The sequence below is a fragment of the Collinsella sp. CLA-ER-H10 genome (genome assembly GCF_040092475.1).
Taxonomy (GTDB): domain Bacteria; phylum Actinomycetota; class Coriobacteriia; order Coriobacteriales; family Coriobacteriaceae; genus Collinsella.
Genome location: NZ_JBBNLM010000001.1, coordinates 303,734 through 320,256, shown reverse-complemented (window position 1 = coordinate 320,256; position 16,523 = coordinate 303,734). Strand labels below are relative to the sequence as shown.

15 protein-coding genes and 1 pseudogene are annotated in these 16,523 nt (G+C 56.1%); 7 read left to right on the top strand and 9 right to left on the bottom strand.

Annotated elements, in window-relative coordinates:
• Both AAAX36_RS01455 and AAAX36_RS01450 read right to left on the bottom strand, forming a co-directional pair.
• Positions 1 to 735, bottom strand: a 735-nt coding sequence (locus tag AAAX36_RS01455) for an IS256 family transposase (protein WP_349073748.1), incomplete at its 3' end; no start/stop codon positions are given.
• Positions 736 to 1,309: 574 nt separating this feature from the next.
• Positions 1,310 to 4,030 (bottom strand): AAA family ATPase, encoded by a 2,721-nt coding sequence (locus tag AAAX36_RS01450; protein WP_161145261.1) that lies wholly within the window; start codon positions 4,028 to 4,030, stop codon positions 1,310 to 1,312.
• Between the two features lie 273 nt (positions 4,031 to 4,303).
• Between AAAX36_RS01450 and AAAX36_RS01445 the strand changes: the two are divergent.
• Together AAAX36_RS01445 and AAAX36_RS01440 are read left to right on the top strand one after the other, a co-directional pair.
• A pseudogene (locus AAAX36_RS01445) lies at positions 4,304 to 4,468 on the top strand (transposase); the annotation flags it as partial.
• Positions 4,466 to 4,762, top strand: a complete 297-nt coding sequence (locus AAAX36_RS01440; protein ID WP_138112340.1) for a transposase — start codon at positions 4,466 to 4,468, stop codon at positions 4,760 to 4,762. The pseudogene AAAX36_RS01445 and the gene AAAX36_RS01440, both read left to right, overlap by 3 nt.
• A gap of 935 nt (positions 4,763 to 5,697) precedes the next feature.
• Here AAAX36_RS01440 and AAAX36_RS01435 read toward each other — a convergent pair.
• The 3 genes from AAAX36_RS01435 to AAAX36_RS01425 are packed head-to-tail and all read right to left on the bottom strand — an operon-like array spanning position 5,698 to position 6,994.
• The gene (locus AAAX36_RS01435; protein WP_138112338.1) at positions 5,698 to 6,123 is read right to left on the bottom strand and encodes a hypothetical protein; all 426 of its coding nucleotides are present in this window, start codon (positions 6,121 to 6,123) and stop codon (positions 5,698 to 5,700) included.
• Positions 6,124 to 6,636: a type II TA system antitoxin MqsA family protein gene (locus tag AAAX36_RS01430; RefSeq protein WP_158572638.1), complete on the bottom strand. Its 513-nt coding sequence runs from the start codon at positions 6,634 to 6,636 to the stop codon at positions 6,124 to 6,126.
• Between the two features lie 10 nt (positions 6,637 to 6,646).
• Entirely contained in the window at positions 6,647 to 6,994 is a 348-nt protein-coding gene (locus AAAX36_RS01425; protein ID WP_118345694.1) for a type II toxin-antitoxin system MqsR family toxin, read from the bottom strand.
• 390 nt (positions 6,995 to 7,384) lie between these two features.
• On the opposite strand from AAAX36_RS01425, the gene AAAX36_RS01420 reads away from it, so the two are divergent.
• Positions 7,385 to 8,203 (top strand): hypothetical protein, encoded by an 819-nt coding sequence (locus AAAX36_RS01420; RefSeq protein WP_349073747.1) that lies wholly within the window; start codon positions 7,385 to 7,387, stop codon positions 8,201 to 8,203.
• Here AAAX36_RS01420 and AAAX36_RS01415 read toward each other — a convergent pair.
• A complete protein-coding gene (locus tag AAAX36_RS01415) occupies positions 8,168 to 8,362 on the bottom strand; it encodes a hypothetical protein (RefSeq protein ID WP_161145258.1) in 195 nt (64 codons plus the stop codon). The two genes, AAAX36_RS01420 and AAAX36_RS01415, sit on opposite strands and share 36 nt — an antisense overlap.
• Before the next feature lie 39 nt (positions 8,363 to 8,401).
• Here AAAX36_RS01415 and AAAX36_RS01410 point away from each other — a divergent pair, with 39 nt between their 5' ends.
• Together AAAX36_RS01410 and AAAX36_RS01405 are read left to right on the top strand one after the other, a co-directional pair.
• A complete protein-coding gene (locus tag AAAX36_RS01410; RefSeq protein WP_349073746.1) occupies positions 8,402 to 8,935 on the top strand; it encodes a hypothetical protein in 534 nt (177 codons plus the stop codon).
• 25 nt (positions 8,936 to 8,960) lie between these two features.
• The gene (locus AAAX36_RS01405) at positions 8,961 to 9,632 is read left to right on the top strand and encodes an IS3 family transposase (RefSeq protein ID WP_349073745.1); all 672 of its coding nucleotides are present in this window, start codon (positions 8,961 to 8,963) and stop codon (positions 9,630 to 9,632) included.
• Between the two features lie 177 nt (positions 9,633 to 9,809).
• Here the strand turns inward: AAAX36_RS01405 and AAAX36_RS01400 are convergent, their stop codons facing one another.
• The 3 genes from AAAX36_RS01400 to AAAX36_RS01390 form a co-directional block, all read right to left on the bottom strand.
• Entirely contained in the window at positions 9,810 to 11,357 is a 1,548-nt protein-coding gene (locus tag AAAX36_RS01400) for an oligosaccharide flippase family protein (RefSeq protein ID WP_349073744.1), read from the bottom strand.
• Positions 11,358 to 11,506: 149 nt separating this feature from the next.
• Positions 11,507 to 11,920 (bottom strand): hypothetical protein, encoded by a 414-nt coding sequence (locus AAAX36_RS01395; RefSeq protein WP_349073743.1) that lies wholly within the window; start codon positions 11,918 to 11,920, stop codon positions 11,507 to 11,509.
• Between the two features lie 597 nt (positions 11,921 to 12,517).
• Positions 12,518 to 13,636, bottom strand: coding sequence for an IS1249 family transposase (locus tag AAAX36_RS01390; RefSeq protein ID WP_349073742.1), 1,119 nt, complete (start codon positions 13,634 to 13,636; stop codon positions 12,518 to 12,520).
• A gap of 570 nt (positions 13,637 to 14,206) precedes the next feature.
• Here AAAX36_RS01390 and istA point away from each other — a divergent pair.
• Together istA and istB are read left to right on the top strand one after the other, a co-directional pair.
• Positions 14,207 to 15,439 carry an IS21 family transposase gene (gene istA / locus AAAX36_RS01385; RefSeq protein ID WP_117848555.1) on the top strand — a complete coding sequence of 411 codons (1,233 nt, stop codon included), beginning with the start codon at positions 14,207 to 14,209 and terminating at the stop codon, positions 15,437 to 15,439.
• The gene (istB, locus tag AAAX36_RS01380; protein ID WP_139913201.1) at positions 15,439 to 16,212 is read left to right on the top strand and encodes an IS21-like element helper ATPase IstB; all 774 of its coding nucleotides are present in this window, start codon (positions 15,439 to 15,441) and stop codon (positions 16,210 to 16,212) included. Before istA ends, istB begins: the two co-directional genes overlap by 1 nt.
• The last annotated feature ends 311 nt before the right edge of the window (positions 16,213 to 16,523 follow it).

Genomic DNA, 16,523 nt, shown 5'->3' with positions numbered 1-16,523 from the left:
CGCGGCGCCCTGGAAGACCTCGCCGAGCGCCCGGACGAGCCCCGGGTGGGCGTCCGAGACGACGAGCCGCACGCCCGCCGCCCCGCGCGAGCGGATAGCCCGCAGGAAGGCGAGCCACGAGTCGTAGGACTCGGTGTCGACCACGCCGCCGCCCAGGACGCGCCTCCAGCCGCCCGCATCGCAGCCGATGGCGGTGACCACGGCGGTGGAGGCGACGCGCCCCTCGCGGCGGCACTTGACGTAGGTCGCGTCGAGCCAGACGTAGGGCACCGGCGAGCCGCCGAGCGGCCTTGCGCACAGGTCCTCGATATCTGCGTCCAAGCTCGAGGCGATGGCGCTCACCTGGTCCTTCGAGAGCCTGGAGACGCCCATCTTCTCGGCCACCCTCTGCACCTTGCGGGTGCTCGTGCCCGTGGCGTACATCTCGGCCACGGCGGCCACGAGCGCGCGGTCGACGCGCTGGTAGCGCTCGAGCACGTCCTCGGGGAAGAAGCTGCCGGAGCGCAGCTTGGGGATGCGCAGCGTCAGCGTGCCGACGCAGGTGGCGAGCGACCTCTCGCGGTAGCCGTTTCGGCTGTTCGCCCCGCCGCCGCACAGCTGGTCGGCCTCGGCGTCCATCACGGCGTTCACGACCTGCTCGGCGAGACGCCTGAGCAGCTCCTGCATGTCGATGGCGCCGTCGTCGAAACGGGGCATGGCGAGCATGTCCGGCGTCGGGTCTGATAAGATTCCCATAGCGGTCTTCGTCCTTTCCTAGAACCTGTTGTTGTGGTGATTTCAGATTCTAGGACGAAGGCCGTTTTTCGTTAAACGGGCGCTAGGGTGTCACCCTTACACCAACATTTTCGACGCGATCACACTGAACTGGTTTTGCTCTCGATGCGGGGCCGTTTTACCTTACGAACCCAATCAAGAGGAAGTCGAAGCTAAGGCGACTTATTATCTCAACCATCCAAAAGCTTACAAAAAAGCAATGAAGAGTTTCGATAAGCATGCGAAAAAATCTCTCTAGATTATTATTAACGTCCATAAGGTGGTATCGGCAGCTGCGAGTGAGTGAGTATTTGCCCGCATAAGCACCGCTAAATATTGCGAATCAACACGGTCAGTATCGGCATGGTCAAGACCAGCATTTGACAACGACATAAGGTCAGCCGCTGACAAAAAACGACAATGGACTATTTGCCGATTCAGGTGCCCAAGCACAATAATGTCGGCACTGTTTCGCAATATTAAATTGTACTCAAGCGCGCAAGAACTAACAAAGTTTCGCCTTAGTCTTAACCAATGACAAACAGACGGCCAGCCGTTATTTCCGCTGAATCTTAAGGCCCCTCCGATTACTAAGGAGGTAAGCATCTTTATGCTCCTTAGAGATTTCGAAGCTTGAGAGAATCTTATTCTGAGATTCAGGCGACCAATAAATATGAAGTCTTTCTCGCGCCCTCGTTATTGCCGTATAAAACACACTGTGAGTAATGCGCTCCTCAACGTCCTTCGTAATAATCAGCTTTACGGATGAGTACTCTAGTCCTTGCGCTTTATGGACAGACACCGCATACGCCACCTGAAACGGCACGATACAGTCCTCGCCAACATCCTCACCGTCTCGATCCTTGGCTTTCTTAACTGAAAAGCGCAGATACGTCTCTCCATCACGAAAATCTAAATACTCCAACCCGTCGTAATGAAGAACGGAAAGCTCGGAGGCGATAATGGGAACAGCAACCGTAAATTGCATCTCGTCTTTGGAAATTGCTTCCATTCCCACAAGACGCCCTTTTAGATTGTTATATAACAACGGATAAAACCGCTCAGACTCATTGAACAAAATTGGGTCGCCGACTTTATACGTATGATAATTCCAGACAACGGCCTCGTTCTTATTTCTCGACTGCAAGATTTTGTTCATATTATTAATGCCATAGAGGCCATCATAGTTGAGACATAAGACAATCTCATCATCATTCATTCTGCTAATTACAGAGTCATCAAGATTCGACGTAAAATCGCAAGAAATAAGAATTTCAGCGATATCAGGACTCACATTCCTGACAGCATGCCATAGTTTTAGCAAATCATCATTCTTCGTGCGCCATGGTTTATCAAATTCATGGATGCACTTATCAGGCAAGAAGTCTCGAGCCAATGAAAACCAGTTTCCAAACTTAATGGACTCAATCTGTCTCACATCGCCAACAAGCAATAGCAGTTTAAACCGATTAGAATCAATAATAGATTTCATATCGCTATTGCAGACAGTGCTGCATTCGTCAACGATTAAGATGTCGCAATCTGGCACACGATTCAAATACTTCGCGACGGTCATAAATTCGCAATTCTTATCATTTATTTTTCTTCTAAGGCTATCTACGGCAGGATTTGTATTAGCGATAGCAAGTTTGCTTTCATTTTGCAGAAAAGCGCAAACGATGTTGACCATGGTTGTTTTTCCGGTACCAGCCGAACCGTAGATGAACGCGACGCTCGTTTCGCCAAACATGGACTTTAGAGCATCTATTTTTTCTGAATCATCCAACTTGCAGCTTGGATCTTTAAGCCATGATTCACATAAAGCAGTATAGCCTTTGACCCCGGCACCAGACAGTTTTAAAAGCCCGCGTATAATACAAGTGAGTTCGTCTTCGACTCCCTTAACAAATAGATGCCCGTTCTCATGCACGAGATCCCTTGAATGATGTCTAAAATACAAAGCGCTATTAAATGAGGCAATCAGTTCATCAACATCCGAGAAGGTTGTAATTTCGGTATCCCTAAGATACAGAGCATTAGAATCGATTGTCTCCGCGGTCACCCTACGAGCAAGAAAGTTATCTTCATACGGATCTGGATCAATACATTGATACAAATCCTCGACAGCGACTACATGCCCAATAAGACTCGTGCAATACGGCTGCCGATCAAAGGGGGCACAGCCGTTTTTCAAATAAAGGTCACCGAGACGGCTATTCGGACTTACAGTCAATTGTTCCTCTATAACCCTGTTACGAGGTTTAGACAAAAGATACTTTAGAACATTAGATCCATTTGAGCCAGCACTCAAAAACTCATGCGCAGAGCTAAGCAAGGTGTGTACCGGACAGGCATTTCCCGAAGATGCTATCTCCCCCATCACAGAAATAAACTCGTCATCAGGGAGTAGAGCAATGTCGCAAAGCGTCATCCCGGTATGGGTCATTAGGTTCATAAGTGATCTATAGCTAGTGTATTGGCCAGTAAGCCACACTGCATCAGGGCCTCTAAGTATCTTTATAAGATTATTCAACTCACAGGGGCGTACTGAAACCGCATATGCATCAACAATCGTAACAGGAAGAGTAAAGCCAAGACCGTCGATACTCGTGCGCTTAGTCGAAACCACCACTGAATAATTAGTGGGCATTCTGAAAGATGAATAAACAAGTATACGATCAAATTTGCTACAAGAATCGAATGCGGGGACAAGTGTCGCCTCATAATAGACAGAATCCCCAACAAAGAAAGGCTTAGCAGCTCTAACGTAAAAACGGTCCTTCTCAATTTCAACAGCATTGGCACTCATGAAATCATTGATTTTATGAGCTATCTCTTCATGGTATTTAGCCAAGCCGGGATCGGTGTCCAGAGGAATCTTACTCAAATTGGCAAGAATTGTAAGGCCGAGTTTATCGAATGCATAACGTTTCAAGCACAGCAAATTTTCGTAATACTTCAACAAAAGGCGCTCTGCAGAATCTTCACTTGGAACATAGTGCGAAACGACCTTTTGTAAATAATGATGGAACTTAGCAATAAACCGAGTCTCGCTGTTCTTGCTCATATCTTTAATAGCAACCGAACATAATTTAAAGTAGTCGCCTTCGATGGGCCTGTTGCCATAAGTTGCATACATTGCAATGTGCTCAACAAGATGACGCAGATAACCCACAACGTCTCTTGAAACGGCTGACCTGCCCTCGAATTCAAGTCTATCAATTGAATGCTCTACAGCGTCGTTTGCATTGTAAAGCTCCTTAAGAGGGTTTCTCATAAGCCTCGCTCCTCCATCGTAATTTTCGACCCCCCAATATGGCTTAACGGCCAAGAAATCTTTACATCAATTAAGATGTCCATCCGATGTCCATCAATAATGATAGCCGCACCCAAACAACACTTCCGAGCCAAACGACGAAGCCGGGTAACGCATAATTACTTTCACAAATTGACAAACACATAGAGGAACACGGTCCACGCGTCGTCATATGATTTCAGGCGAGTAAACAACAAATCATCGACGAAAGGGGCGCGAGCCGAGTCCGCAAACATCGCATCGATCGACGATGGGTCGCTCGACGCGCTGCTCGACGAGGAGGCGTCCAAGCTTGTCGGGGCCGAGCGCTATGAGAGGACGGCGGGCCGGGAGGCCTACCGCGGCGGCTACTACGCGAGAAAGCTCGTCACGGGCGCCAGGGAAGTCGAGCTCAGCGTGTCGAAGCTCCGCGGGGCAGCCGCTAGGACGATGCGCGACGGGTTCGCCGAGACGCTTGCCTACACGGAATTCCCGCCGGATCGCTGGAGCCAGATTAGGACGAGCGACGGGATCGAGCGCATCAACCGCGAGATCAGGAGGAAGACGAGGGTCGTCGGGACCTTCCCGGACGGCAACTCGGCCCTCATGCTGGTGACGGCGAGGCTGAAGTACATAGTGGAGCACGAGCGGGGCAAGAGGAGGCACCTGGATATGTCGAATCTGGACGAGATGGACGAACTGAAAGGAAAGTAGGAGGGCTAGAAGAGGACGGGGCCGAGGACAGCAAAATCAATTTGCAAAAGAATCTTGACGGTACCCCTCCCCAACATTCCCCAGAAAGTTCGCTGATGTTGACTGGGGTTCTCGTAAAATAAACCCCAACAAAATATGTGCGGAGTGCTGGCCTGGAGCTGCCTCCGGACCCCATTGGCTGCTTACCGAGAGTCTCCGCTATGAAACGACCCCTTTACTACCTGCTCTGCGCGATCGCGTGCATGTCCATGGTCAGCTCCGCGATGCCTATGCCAGCCATCACGGAGGCCATCCAGCCTCAGGCAACCGCGAAGCAGCAGGCGCAGGCCGTAAACAACACAAACTGACGAACCAATTGCCGACATGAACGATTTCGTCCCTGCCGGCATTTAAGCAGGGAGAAAGATTTGGCAATATTGTCCATTATCTAACTGATTCAATAGCGGAATGAAGCCTGCAGCAGGGGCCAAATTCGGAAGTAAGCGGCAAATCCAAAACCTGCCAAGCACACCGGAATGCCACAACGCTTCTACCTGCGTTTTCTTTACGCAAAAACGGCGGTGTGCTCGAGGATTCTAGAATTTGCCGCATACTTCCGGCGGGCAATTCCGAAAGTGCGGTGAAAAACCGAGAACTGCCGACCAGACCCCTGTTTTAAGCTTCGACGACCTGCGGTTTTGTTACCGAAAATCGAGTTGCGCTCGGCGGTTTCCGATTTTTCCCCGCACTTCCGGAAAAACGCGGTAAAAGCGAGTGTCTGAAGCGGAAACACGACAATTGCTCCTCGGAAAACAGCCCACTAAACGCAAAAACCGCCTTTCGGCGGTTCCCACGGACCAAGCCGGACGTACCGTCGCTAGGCCTCATCAAGGGTTACTTTACGGAAGAGTCGGGCTGTGATCAATCATTTTTCAGGTTTGGGGACAAAGGTCGAGCTACATAGAAAAGCTGATCTGTGGCAGATAAAGCGGCCCCCATACCCCACCGGCAGCAACATTCTCAATGATGCCCTTTGCAAAGGAATACAGGTCTTGCATGCCGAAGCTAAGCGCCTCCCTATCAAATGCCTCATCGTCTAAATCAGACGGAGCACGATAGATACCGGACACGGATATTTCGGAACGATAATAGTGGCCCTCATCACTGGGAATGAGCTCTATGACAAGGTTGAGCTGCCGAAATCTAACTCCGTTTTCATCAAAGAAGGCACTCGTTATGTCATTTCTAACGTTAAACTCACCGTCTGACTTATTAACTCCCTCCTTCGGGGCCATTCCGCCATCAAATGAAAACCTATCGACTTTTTTAGACACGCATGTAATCGACGAAGACTCAATGCGCTGCTTCTTCAACGAGTCCATTTACATCTCCAATCGGAAGGAATTCTCATCAACCAAAGGATCAGAATCCCTATAAGCAGGGGCTTTTCCTCCTGGTATTACAGACAAAAGCGGCGAGCTAAGAGTTGCGGTCCTCTCATGGAGAGCCAAGCCCAGGTATTCGCGCGCCTCGGGAACATCGCGAATGAGCCTCATAAGGATATTGGCAGTAACAGTCTGCTGAGACGCTCCGTTCTCCCATCGAGATGACGTTGGTTTTGAAACTCCTAAAAGTGACTCAAATTCATGCTGAGTTAAGCCTAGATCTGAGCGCAAATGCTTTATTTCCGAGGGAGATAGAAGCTCATGAGCCTTGGCGTATTGCGCGGCAAGCGCATGGGCGAGTTTAGTCGCCTCCGCAGCGGTCATTTCATCATTGCCGCACTCACAAATATAATGCCCAATTCCTTCAACAGTAATTTTCTCGCCACGGTAAATTTCAGTCATTGGCGCCGTGGTAAATTGCATTTCCTTGCCACATTCCATGCAACGCATGACTCCTCCTTTAATGAATATATCCATCGATGTTCGCAGACAAGACGTTTAAATGCGCCTTGCCTTCAGAATCGATTGAAAACTTAACGTACCAATCCTCACATTCAAAATCCCGACAAACATAGACGTCTGCGTAAACATCGTGCAAAGGCCCATCCATATCGAGTGCGATGGATTTCCTGAAATCGCTGGGCTTTAGGTAATCAAATAGATCGGCGAGAAAACGATCAATATCCAAATAGCCATAGTGGTTGATCAGGTGCCTGCGCACCTTGCCGTTTACAACCATCTCTCCCGAGCAGGCCAAGGATTTGGCCTCGTCTAGAGAATATGTCGGCCGAAACTTGGTTCGGTTCATGAGCACCCCTTAGTTAGCATCATGCTAACTATATTCGTATAGTCGCCAATTGGCAACTACATTCAGCGCACCAACGTAAGCGATCGACCGGATGGCGTCTTAGGCCCGACAAATACAACTCTGACTGCATAATCGAAGAGCACAAGCGTACAGAGCTAGACCCAGAGCGTAGCCTTACAGACTATTTCTAGAAGGTGCCCGTGTCGAGTCTCGCGGCGCAAATCACAACGTCGACGACGGACCGCCGCCCCTCCCCTCCCCAACAATCCCCCAGAAAGTTCGCTGATGTTGACTGGGGTTCCCGTAAAGTAATCCCCAACAAAATATGTGCGGAGTGCTGGTCTGGAGCTGCCTTCGGACCCTATTGGCTGCTCACCGAGAGGCTCCGCTATGAAACGACCCCTTTACTACCTGCTCTGCGCGATCGCGTGCACGTCCTTGGTCGGCGCGACGATGCCCATGGCGGCCATCGCAGAAGCGATTCAGCCTCTGGCAACAGCCGGGCAGCAGGCGCAATCCGATGCCACGAACAGCGGCACAGGCAAGACCGAAGACGGCACCGACACAAATGCGACAGCAGATACCGTAGAGGACGGCACCGCAACATCCACCGGTGCCAGCGCAGTTAACACGGAAAGCGCCGACGGCACCGCCGCCGCAAACACCACCCCCGCCCCATCCCTCCGAGCCCGCACCAACCCCACGCCCGACGCGATCTCCACCGCGTCACAAACCACCTACGCCCACTCCGCCACCGCAACCCAAAACGGCGTCACCTTCACCGTCTCGTGGAACGACGCCCGCGCGGGCACCGCGACGACCTTCCACGTAACCCAGACCAACGGCTCGTCCCAGGCCAAGGCGCGCATGGACGTACCCACCTATTGGGACGGCGGCAGCCACGAGAGCGTCTGCGACCCGTCGCGACCGGCATGGGCCAGCTACCACAGTCTGGGCACCGCGGGCCACGACTTTACCTTTGACTTCACGGCATCGGGCACGTACCGCATCTACTTCTACTTTATGGACAACGACAGATACGACCCCCAAAACGACAAGGGGATCTACTACCTGCGCACCACGGCGGAGGTGACCGTAAACGACGCCGCCCGCCCAAGCGTCACGCAGATCGTCAACAGCGCCGTGAACTTGTGCAGGCAAGAGACAAACGGCTCAGAATACGACATGGCGCTGTGGCTCCACGACTAGACGCTCAACCAGCTGGAGTACGACCACAGCCTCAACTGGTGCTCGGCCGAAAGCGGCCTCACGCGCCACCAGGGCACCTGCAAGAGCTACCAGCGCATCTACTCCAAGCTCCTTGACGCCGCGGGCATCGCCAACGGCCGCATCACCGGCAACGGCCACACGTGGAACTCCGTAAAGATCGACGGCAAATGGTGCCAGATGGACCTAACCTGGGACGACACCAGCGACAACTGGTACGGAGACCTAGACCAGCGCCATCTGTACTTTGGCCTGACCGACGAGCTCATGGCAATCGCCCACTCCGACCACACGGCAAACTACCAAAAGGACGACTACGCCTACCACTCGACCGACCTATCCAACAATTACTTTGTGCGAAATGGCAAGGCGGACGAATGGGCAGAGAAGTACGCCGACCGCATTCAGCAGCACCTTGATGCCAGGGAAGAGAGCTTTTCTATCGACGCGGATAACCAGTCCTTCCCGCCGAGCATCTCGGGGATTCAGAACGGGATCGTTGCATATGCGATGAACCAGAGGGAGTGGAAAGTCCAAGGTGCCAAGGTTGACCTAGCGGTGGCATCTAACGTCACGAAAGAATCGAGCAGCAAATGGAGCGCTAAGTACGATCTGAAAGCTGAATACAAAGCAACCGCATTAGAGAAGGTCATCGACGACGGCCCCTACCGCGTCGCGTCCGACCTCGACGGCTCCATGTCCGTCGCGGCCTAGGCGCCGGGCTGCTCGCTGTCCTCGGGTGCTGGCGCGCCGCGAGGGCGTCCGCGCCAGCGAGAAGCGCGTGGCCCGCGTGATGCGCGAGGAGGGCCTCGAGGTCGTCTACAACAAGAGGCGCGCCCGGGGCTGCAGCTCCTACGCCGGCGAGGTCTCCAAGGCGCCGGAGAACCTCGTGAACAGGAGGTTCCGCGCCGACGAGCCCAACCGGCTGTGGCTCACCGACATCACCGAGTTCAGGCTCCCGGGCGGCGAGAAGGTCTACCTGAGCCCGGTCATCGACTGCTTCGACGGGATGCCCGTCGCCTGGTCGATCGGGCTGCACCCCGACAAGCGCCTCGCGAACTCGAGCCTGCTCAAGGCCTGCGCGGCGAGGCCAGCGGGGGCGCGCACGACGATCCACTCGGACCGGGGCGGCCACTACCGCTGGCCGGAGTGGATCGGGATCTGCGAGGAGAACGGCCTGGTCAGGAGCATGTCCGCGAAGGGCTGCAGCCCGGACAACTCGGCCTGCGAGGGCTTCTTCGGGCGCCTCAAGAACGAGTTCTTCCGCTACAGGGACTGGGAGGGCGTGACGGCCGGGGAGTTCATGGGGAGGCTCGAGGCCTACCTCGTGTACTATCGTGAGGAGCGGATCAAGAAGTCCCTCGGGTGGCTGAGCCCGATGGAGTACCGCAGGAAGCTTGGATACGCCTAGGCGCGGTCCAAGAAATCGTCCGCACCCCCTTGGAACAATATCTCACAAGAACTAGCACATAAGTCGCTGCATAGACTAGATCTGCAAAGAGAGAAAACTTCAACTTCCATGAACAGACGCAAGCATCCGCTAACATGACCAAGCAAAACGAAGGCTACCATCGCTTTGCTCAAATCTTTAATTCCCAACCCCAATTCTACGAAGCAGGCCGCCAACCAAAGCCCGTTCATAGCTATTAAAGCCAAACTTCCAAAGTGCAGAACTGTAGGCAATCAAATACAAAATCCCCGCAAAGATAAACACTCCCCATGTACAGTGGGGAATCGGTAGGGCCCAGTAAGCCAATGCAAAGACAACGAGAACCGGGAGAAGAGGCAACAAAAGTCTTAACACCTGCGACCAATACAGTCTCATGTTGAGGCCGAGCTTCTTGGAGTAATACCAATTCATGATCAAGCCGTTACCGATGAACATGGCCACGGCGGTAGAAATGGCAGCACCAACAATCCCGAGAAGCTGAAGCAATATAATCGTCGTTACAACGTTGAATATTGCTAGGACGAAATACATAGCCCCTCTGAAGTAATATTTATCCGCCACCATAAGGATGGTAATACCAAGATTCTGTATGAGGTCAATGGTAAAAGGTACCATAATTACTGCGGCAATGAGATATGCCTCCGCATACTGGGGACCTGCCCACATCGTCATGAAATCGGGGCCCAATACAAGAAATCCGCCAAGCACGAAGAAGCAGACCATGAAGGCAATGCGTCCCACCCGTGCAAACAAGTCAGAAACCTCCCGTACGCCCGCACCGTCTTTCCAGAGAAGCGACACTTTGGGAAGAAAAACGCTTGATGCCACAAGACCAAGCTGCATATAAGACATATATACCTGTGAGCCAATGGAGTAGACTGCGACTGCGCTCGCGTTATACACATAACCAATGATAAGCTGATCAGTCTTCCAAAAAATTTGATCGGCCACCGTAGCAAGAACGACAGCGGCGCTGAACCCGAAGAGCGCTCGCACTATAGAGCGATCCCACCCCTTGTAGCGTGGGCGGACATTCAGGACAGTAGCCGAATACCATTTCTGGAGAACTGCCGCCAGCAAATTCATCAACAGTATGACCACAGTCACACAGAGTGCATTATGGAATACGCTGGCTAAAGCCAGGACAAGAATTGGCTGAAGCAGGAGCGTCGCAAGCTGAGAGCCCTTTAGGAAAACGAACCTCTCATGTGCGGTAATCGCGGCAATGCTTACCGTGTTATGCATTGTAATGATTGAATTGACGCCAAGCACCATGAGCATTATCTGGCACTCGAACACCTGCTCAGGAGTGAAGGAATTCCCGTAAACCTGTCCCGCCACTACAGCCAGGGCAGCACACGCGACCACTGCAACAACGGACATGAACCAATAAATTCGGCTCGAGATGGCGAGCACATTTTCTGCCCGCTCATAGTCACCCTCAGCGCGATAAACGCAGTAGTAACGGCTTATCCCCGAAGAAAGCACTCCGTTTATCGAAACGAGGTAGGATATTATGGAGCCAACCAGCTGGTAAAGCCCGTACTCGTCCTGTCCGATACACGAGAGGAGCAGCGGGACATATATAAGCTGCACGATTGCCTGTGCAGCTGTGTAGACATAGGACACCACAACGCCTCTGCGACGCTGGAGAGAACCCGAGTTCTGTCGAGGTTCATTGCTCATCGGCACCAGCCCCCTTCGAAAGGATCCTTCTTCTCACGACTCCGCGCTTTGCGCGCAGACGATGAACAAAAAGCCATAGAAGCCAGTATCTCATCCAATCGCCCTCAATTAGCAGCTTGAACTCAAGTCCATATAGTTTTTCCTTCTCCTCACGATAGAAAGTTGGAGTGCCATTTGGGATAGCGCGAGTGCATCCATGCAAATAGCTTATGCTTGTCGTCTTCATCGGTGCAGTAGTTCCGTGCAATACGCTTTGATCCCCAGAAGGCAACATGGAGAATAGCAAGCCACTCCAAAATATTCGAAATCTCTTCTGACGCTTCCCCCACATTCGCTCTTATGACGTCGAATGAGTCGAGTATGCTTAGGCAGGCGTCCCTCGATGGTTTATGAGATACACTAGAGGAACGTAATACATACTTGTAGACCGGTTCGCCAAAAGAAACAATCCGGTTCGCCTTGCTCGCAAACGAAATCACAAAAGCAAAGTCCTCGCCAATGGTGGTCCCCTGAACCAAGCCGAAGCCTAGACCCCTAAGGAAAGAGACATCAAAGAGCGCCATGAAGAGCGAGCAAGCCCTAACATGACTTCGGCGGTCGTTAGCCTAGCACTGCCAGCACTCCAGACCGCATCTTCGCCGATAACAATTCCGTCCACAGTCACACGCTCATAGTTGAACGTTAGTATCTGAGCCTCAGTGTCAATTGCGATATCAAGAGCACGTTCGAGCAGAAAGGGATCGATGTAATGTTTAGATCTAGGAAAAGCAAATAACGCACGCGAGAGACATGCAATCCTAGCTCGCGCGCGGAGTTCTGTCCTCCGTTCTCCTTGACGATTAATCGCAAAGGAAATGTTTCACTGGAAACAAGTTCTTTTAGAGCAGCTGAATAATCAGATTGAGAGCCATGGTCAACCAAAATAGCCTCAAATTGCAAAAGATAAATGTCCCTTATGGACTCGAGGCATTTCTCAAGAAATTCAAACTCGGTGTTATATATAGGTATGATGATTGATAGATCATACTGAAATTTGGACAAAGCAACTCCTGTTATATAATCACCTGCAGTAAAAACACTCGTATACAAGGGGGTGCGGACAGAAAGTTGGGGCTTATAGGACAAAATGTGTGTCCCGATAGAACATCCGTTTCCATCCATTAATCCAGCCAGAACGGGTACGGGTCCCTGTGGTGGAGGTCCTCCCACACGGCCCTGTCGCCCCACTCCGGCCCTCCGTCGTCACGCGACGGCGAGGCGGAGTAGACGCTGAACAGGAAGTCGATGTCCGCGTCGGTCGGCATCGCGGCGAGCTTCTCGCGCGCCGTCCCCGCGTCCCCCGAGTGCGCGTGGCACCACCAGAACGCCGCCTTCACGCGCTTGACCGACGTCAGCCCCCGGTGGTTGCGCAGGACGGCCCTCAGCTGCGAGTTCACCCCTCCCTCGATCATGTTGTTGGTCGACGGCAGCGGGCCGGCCTTGGCCAGGGCGGGGCCGAGGTAGGTGAACAGCGTCCCCGCCGACACCGGCGACGACAGCGACGAGCGCGCCCGCCTCAGCCTCTCGTGGGTGCAGGCCCTCCTGCCGTCCACCACGGTCCTGTCCTCCAGGAAGTCGGCCCAGAACCCGCACCAGTCGAGGTAGCGCTCGACCCAGAGCCCGGCCTGGTGCAGCGTCTCGATGCCCATGAGGTCGCGCGCGATGAGGTAGAGCTCGCGCCCCGCCTGGAGCTTCGGCCGCGCCGTCGTGTAGCGCTTGACCTGCGAGAAGGCATGGAAGGTGCACCTCTGGACCCTGGTGCGCGGCCAGGTCTCGCGCACGGCCCTGGCGAACCCGCTCCCGCCGTCGGTGACGACCACGTCGGGCGCCGGGATCGGCGCCATGAGGGCCGACCACGCCCCCGGGTTCTCCGACCTCGCCATGTACCAGGAGACCACCCTCTCGCCGCTGCAGCATATGAGCACGACGAGGTCGCGCGCGACCCAGATCCCGTCGACGTAGAGCACGCGGTGGAGCTCGCCGTCGGGGACGGGCATGGGCCAGACCTCCCAGAACTCGGCCGTCCTGCGCCTGAAGGACCGCCCGCCGCCCGGCATCGTGGCCTGCGAGTCCTTGGAGAGGAGCCACCCGAGGAACTCGTCCAGCCTCGTCGCCGTGTCGTCGTACCTCACCGTCGTCGACGCGCCGCAGGCCGTGCACCTCCACCGCTGGGACCCCGACGAGGTCCTGCCGTTGCGCTTGGTCCGACCGCCGCAGTAGGGGCAATAAACGGCCTTCATGGGCACCTCTTCCGAAAGGGTATTTAACGGTTCCGGAAAAGGTTATCTACCTGCGGGAACGATAGGCAACCGGACACACATTCTGTCCGAGCGGTTAAAAGCGGGCGCGGAATTTAAACGGCTGAAAAAGGGGCATCGACCTGCGCCGATGCCCCCAACGTGGACACACATTTTGTCCTATAAGCCAAAGTTGGACCGTGAAGCGGTCCGGACTGGAGGTTCGCATGTACAGCAGGGAGAAGGTCGAGCTCTTCCTCCTGGCGACGGAGGACGGCATGGGGCTGACCGCCGCCGCAAAGTTCGCGGGGATCACGGTGGGCGCGGCCAGGATCACGGTGGGCGCGGCCAAGAAGTGGGCGACGGGCCACCTCCCGCACAGCTACACCGGGGCGCACTGTAGAATCGTGGCGAGGAAACCGCGTGTTAGCGCTAATCTAAAATTGACCACTTTCGCAAACGCATCTCGCCGAATGCGCTAACGCGCTTTCGCCGACCCCGCTAACGTACTTTCACCAACTGCGCTAACGGAACTATGCTCCGATCGGGTATCCGACCCGGGAGGAGCGGGATATGGAGCGAAACGTAATGGGAGAGCTGAACGTCTACAGGGGGTCCGGCGCGAAGCCGAACTTCAGCGAGATCGCGAGGAGGCACGGCATGGACCGGCACACGGTCGCCAAGTACTGGCGGGAGGGCGAGTCCGCCGCCGACGGGAGGTCCGCGAGGGGCAGCGCCTTCGACCCGCTCGAGGAGGTGATCCGCGCGAAGGCCCAGCTGCCCGGGATGACCAAGATGGCAGTCTACGCGTTCCTGCGCGAGGGCCGCGGGGAGGGGCTGCCCGGGTACGGCGCCTTCACCGCGTGGTGCCGGGCCCGCGACGTGCCCTTCGGGGGCGCGGGCGGCCGCGAGCCGCACCCGCGGTTCGAGACGCCCCCGGGCAGGCAGCTGCAGTTCGACTGGAAGGAGGGCATGAGGCTCGTCGACTCGGAGGGCGAGGTCTTCGAGTTCAGCGTGTTCACCGCGACGCTCGGCTACTCCCGGAAGCACCGCTTCATACCGGTCAGGAGCCGCACGCTCGACGACCTGCTGTCCTGCCTGCTCGCCACCTTCACCCGCCTCGGCGGCGTCCCGGAGGAGTGCATCACGGACAACATGTCGTGCCTGGTGACCGTCTCGGGCCGCAGGAGGACCAGGCAGGAGAGGGCGTGGCGGTTCGCGCGGGAGGCCGGCTTCGAGCTCAGACTCTGCGCGCCGCGCTCGCCGCAGACCAAGGGCAAGGACGAGTCGGCCAACCGCTTCCTGAACCGCCTGCTCGCCTACGGCGGCGAGTTCACCGGGTGGAGCGGCCTCGCCGAGGCGGTGGCCCGGGTCGAGGCCCAGGCCAACTCGGAGCCGAACCGCACCACCGGCCTGCCGCCCGACGCGCTGTTCATGCGGGAGAAGGAGAGCCTGCGGCCCATCGGGAACCTCCGGCTCCTCGAGTCGATGGTGGGCGACGTGAGCGTCCAGACCGTCCCGCCGACCATGCTCGTCAGGGCCGCCGGCAGGGAGTGGTCCGTGCCCAGGCGCTGCATCGGCCGGCGCGTGAGCGTCATAGCGATGCCCGGCGGCCAGGTCGTTGTGAGGATGGCCGGCGAGGAGGTCGCCGTCCACGACGCCGCGTCCGGGCCGTCGAGGCCCATCAACTACGACCCCGACCACTATGGGCAGGCCCTCGAGGGGAAGCGGGGCCTGGCCGACGCGGACATCGCCGAGGCCGCGCGCGCCAACCTCGCGCTGCTCGACTCGCTCGGAGGGGCGTGATGGGCGCCGTCGCGGAGGGCAGCCCCTCGATCAGGGCGCAGGCGAACCTCTCCGCGCTCGGGCTGCACGAGATGGCGGCGTCCCTGCCCGACTACGTGAGGATGGTCGCCGCGGGCGAGCGGGGCTTCGCCTCCGCCCTCGAGGAGATGACGCGCGTCGAGGTCGCCGCCCGGGAGGTCAGGATCACCAACCAGCGCATACGTTCGTCGGGGTTCCCCTACGTCAAGGGGCTGGCGGACTTCGACTGGGACTTCCAGCCGTCGGTCCCGCGCGCAGAGATCGAGGAGCTCGCGACCCTGAGGTTCGTCGAGCGGGCCGAGAACGTCCTGTTCGTGGGGAGCCCCGGCGTGGGCAAGACGCACCTCGCCGTCGCGCTGGGCATCGAGGCCGTCAGGGCGGGGCGCGAGGTCAGGTTCGTGGACTGCGCCCGGCTCGTCGAGGACCTGGAGGACGCCTCGTCGCGCGGCATCCTCAAGAAGAGGCTCAAGTACTACGCCCACTCGAGGCTGCTGATCATCGACGAGCTCGGCTACCTCGACGTCGGCAGCGCGGGCGCGGACCTGCTGTTCCAGCTGATATCGACGCGCTACGAGCAGCGCTCGACGATCATCACCACCAACGTGGGGATCAGCGGCTGGGGCAGGGTGTTCGGGGACGACGTGGCGGCGAGCGCGATCGCGGACAGGGTGTGCCACCACTGCCACCTGGTCAAGATAACCGGCAGGTCCTACAGGCTGAAGGACCTGCCGAGGGACGGCCCCGTCAAGCCGTGACCGGAATCGGTGAAAATACGTTAGCGCAACCGGTGAAACCGCCTTTGCGCGAACGGCGCGCCTGTTTAGCGAAACTGGTGAAAAATAGATTGACGCTAACACCGCGCCGGAAGGAGACCAGCTTGGGCCCCGACAAGTCGACCTGCGACCCGCCCGCGACCGGCCCGCTCGCCGGGCTCAACGAGGACCAGATAGAGAACCTGCTGCTCGGGGCGGCGTTGGCCGGCCTAAAAGCGGAAGGGTGGGACCCGGCTTCGATCTCGAACAGGAGCAAGTGCGAGATCGGCGAGAGATTGAGGCGGGCGACCGCC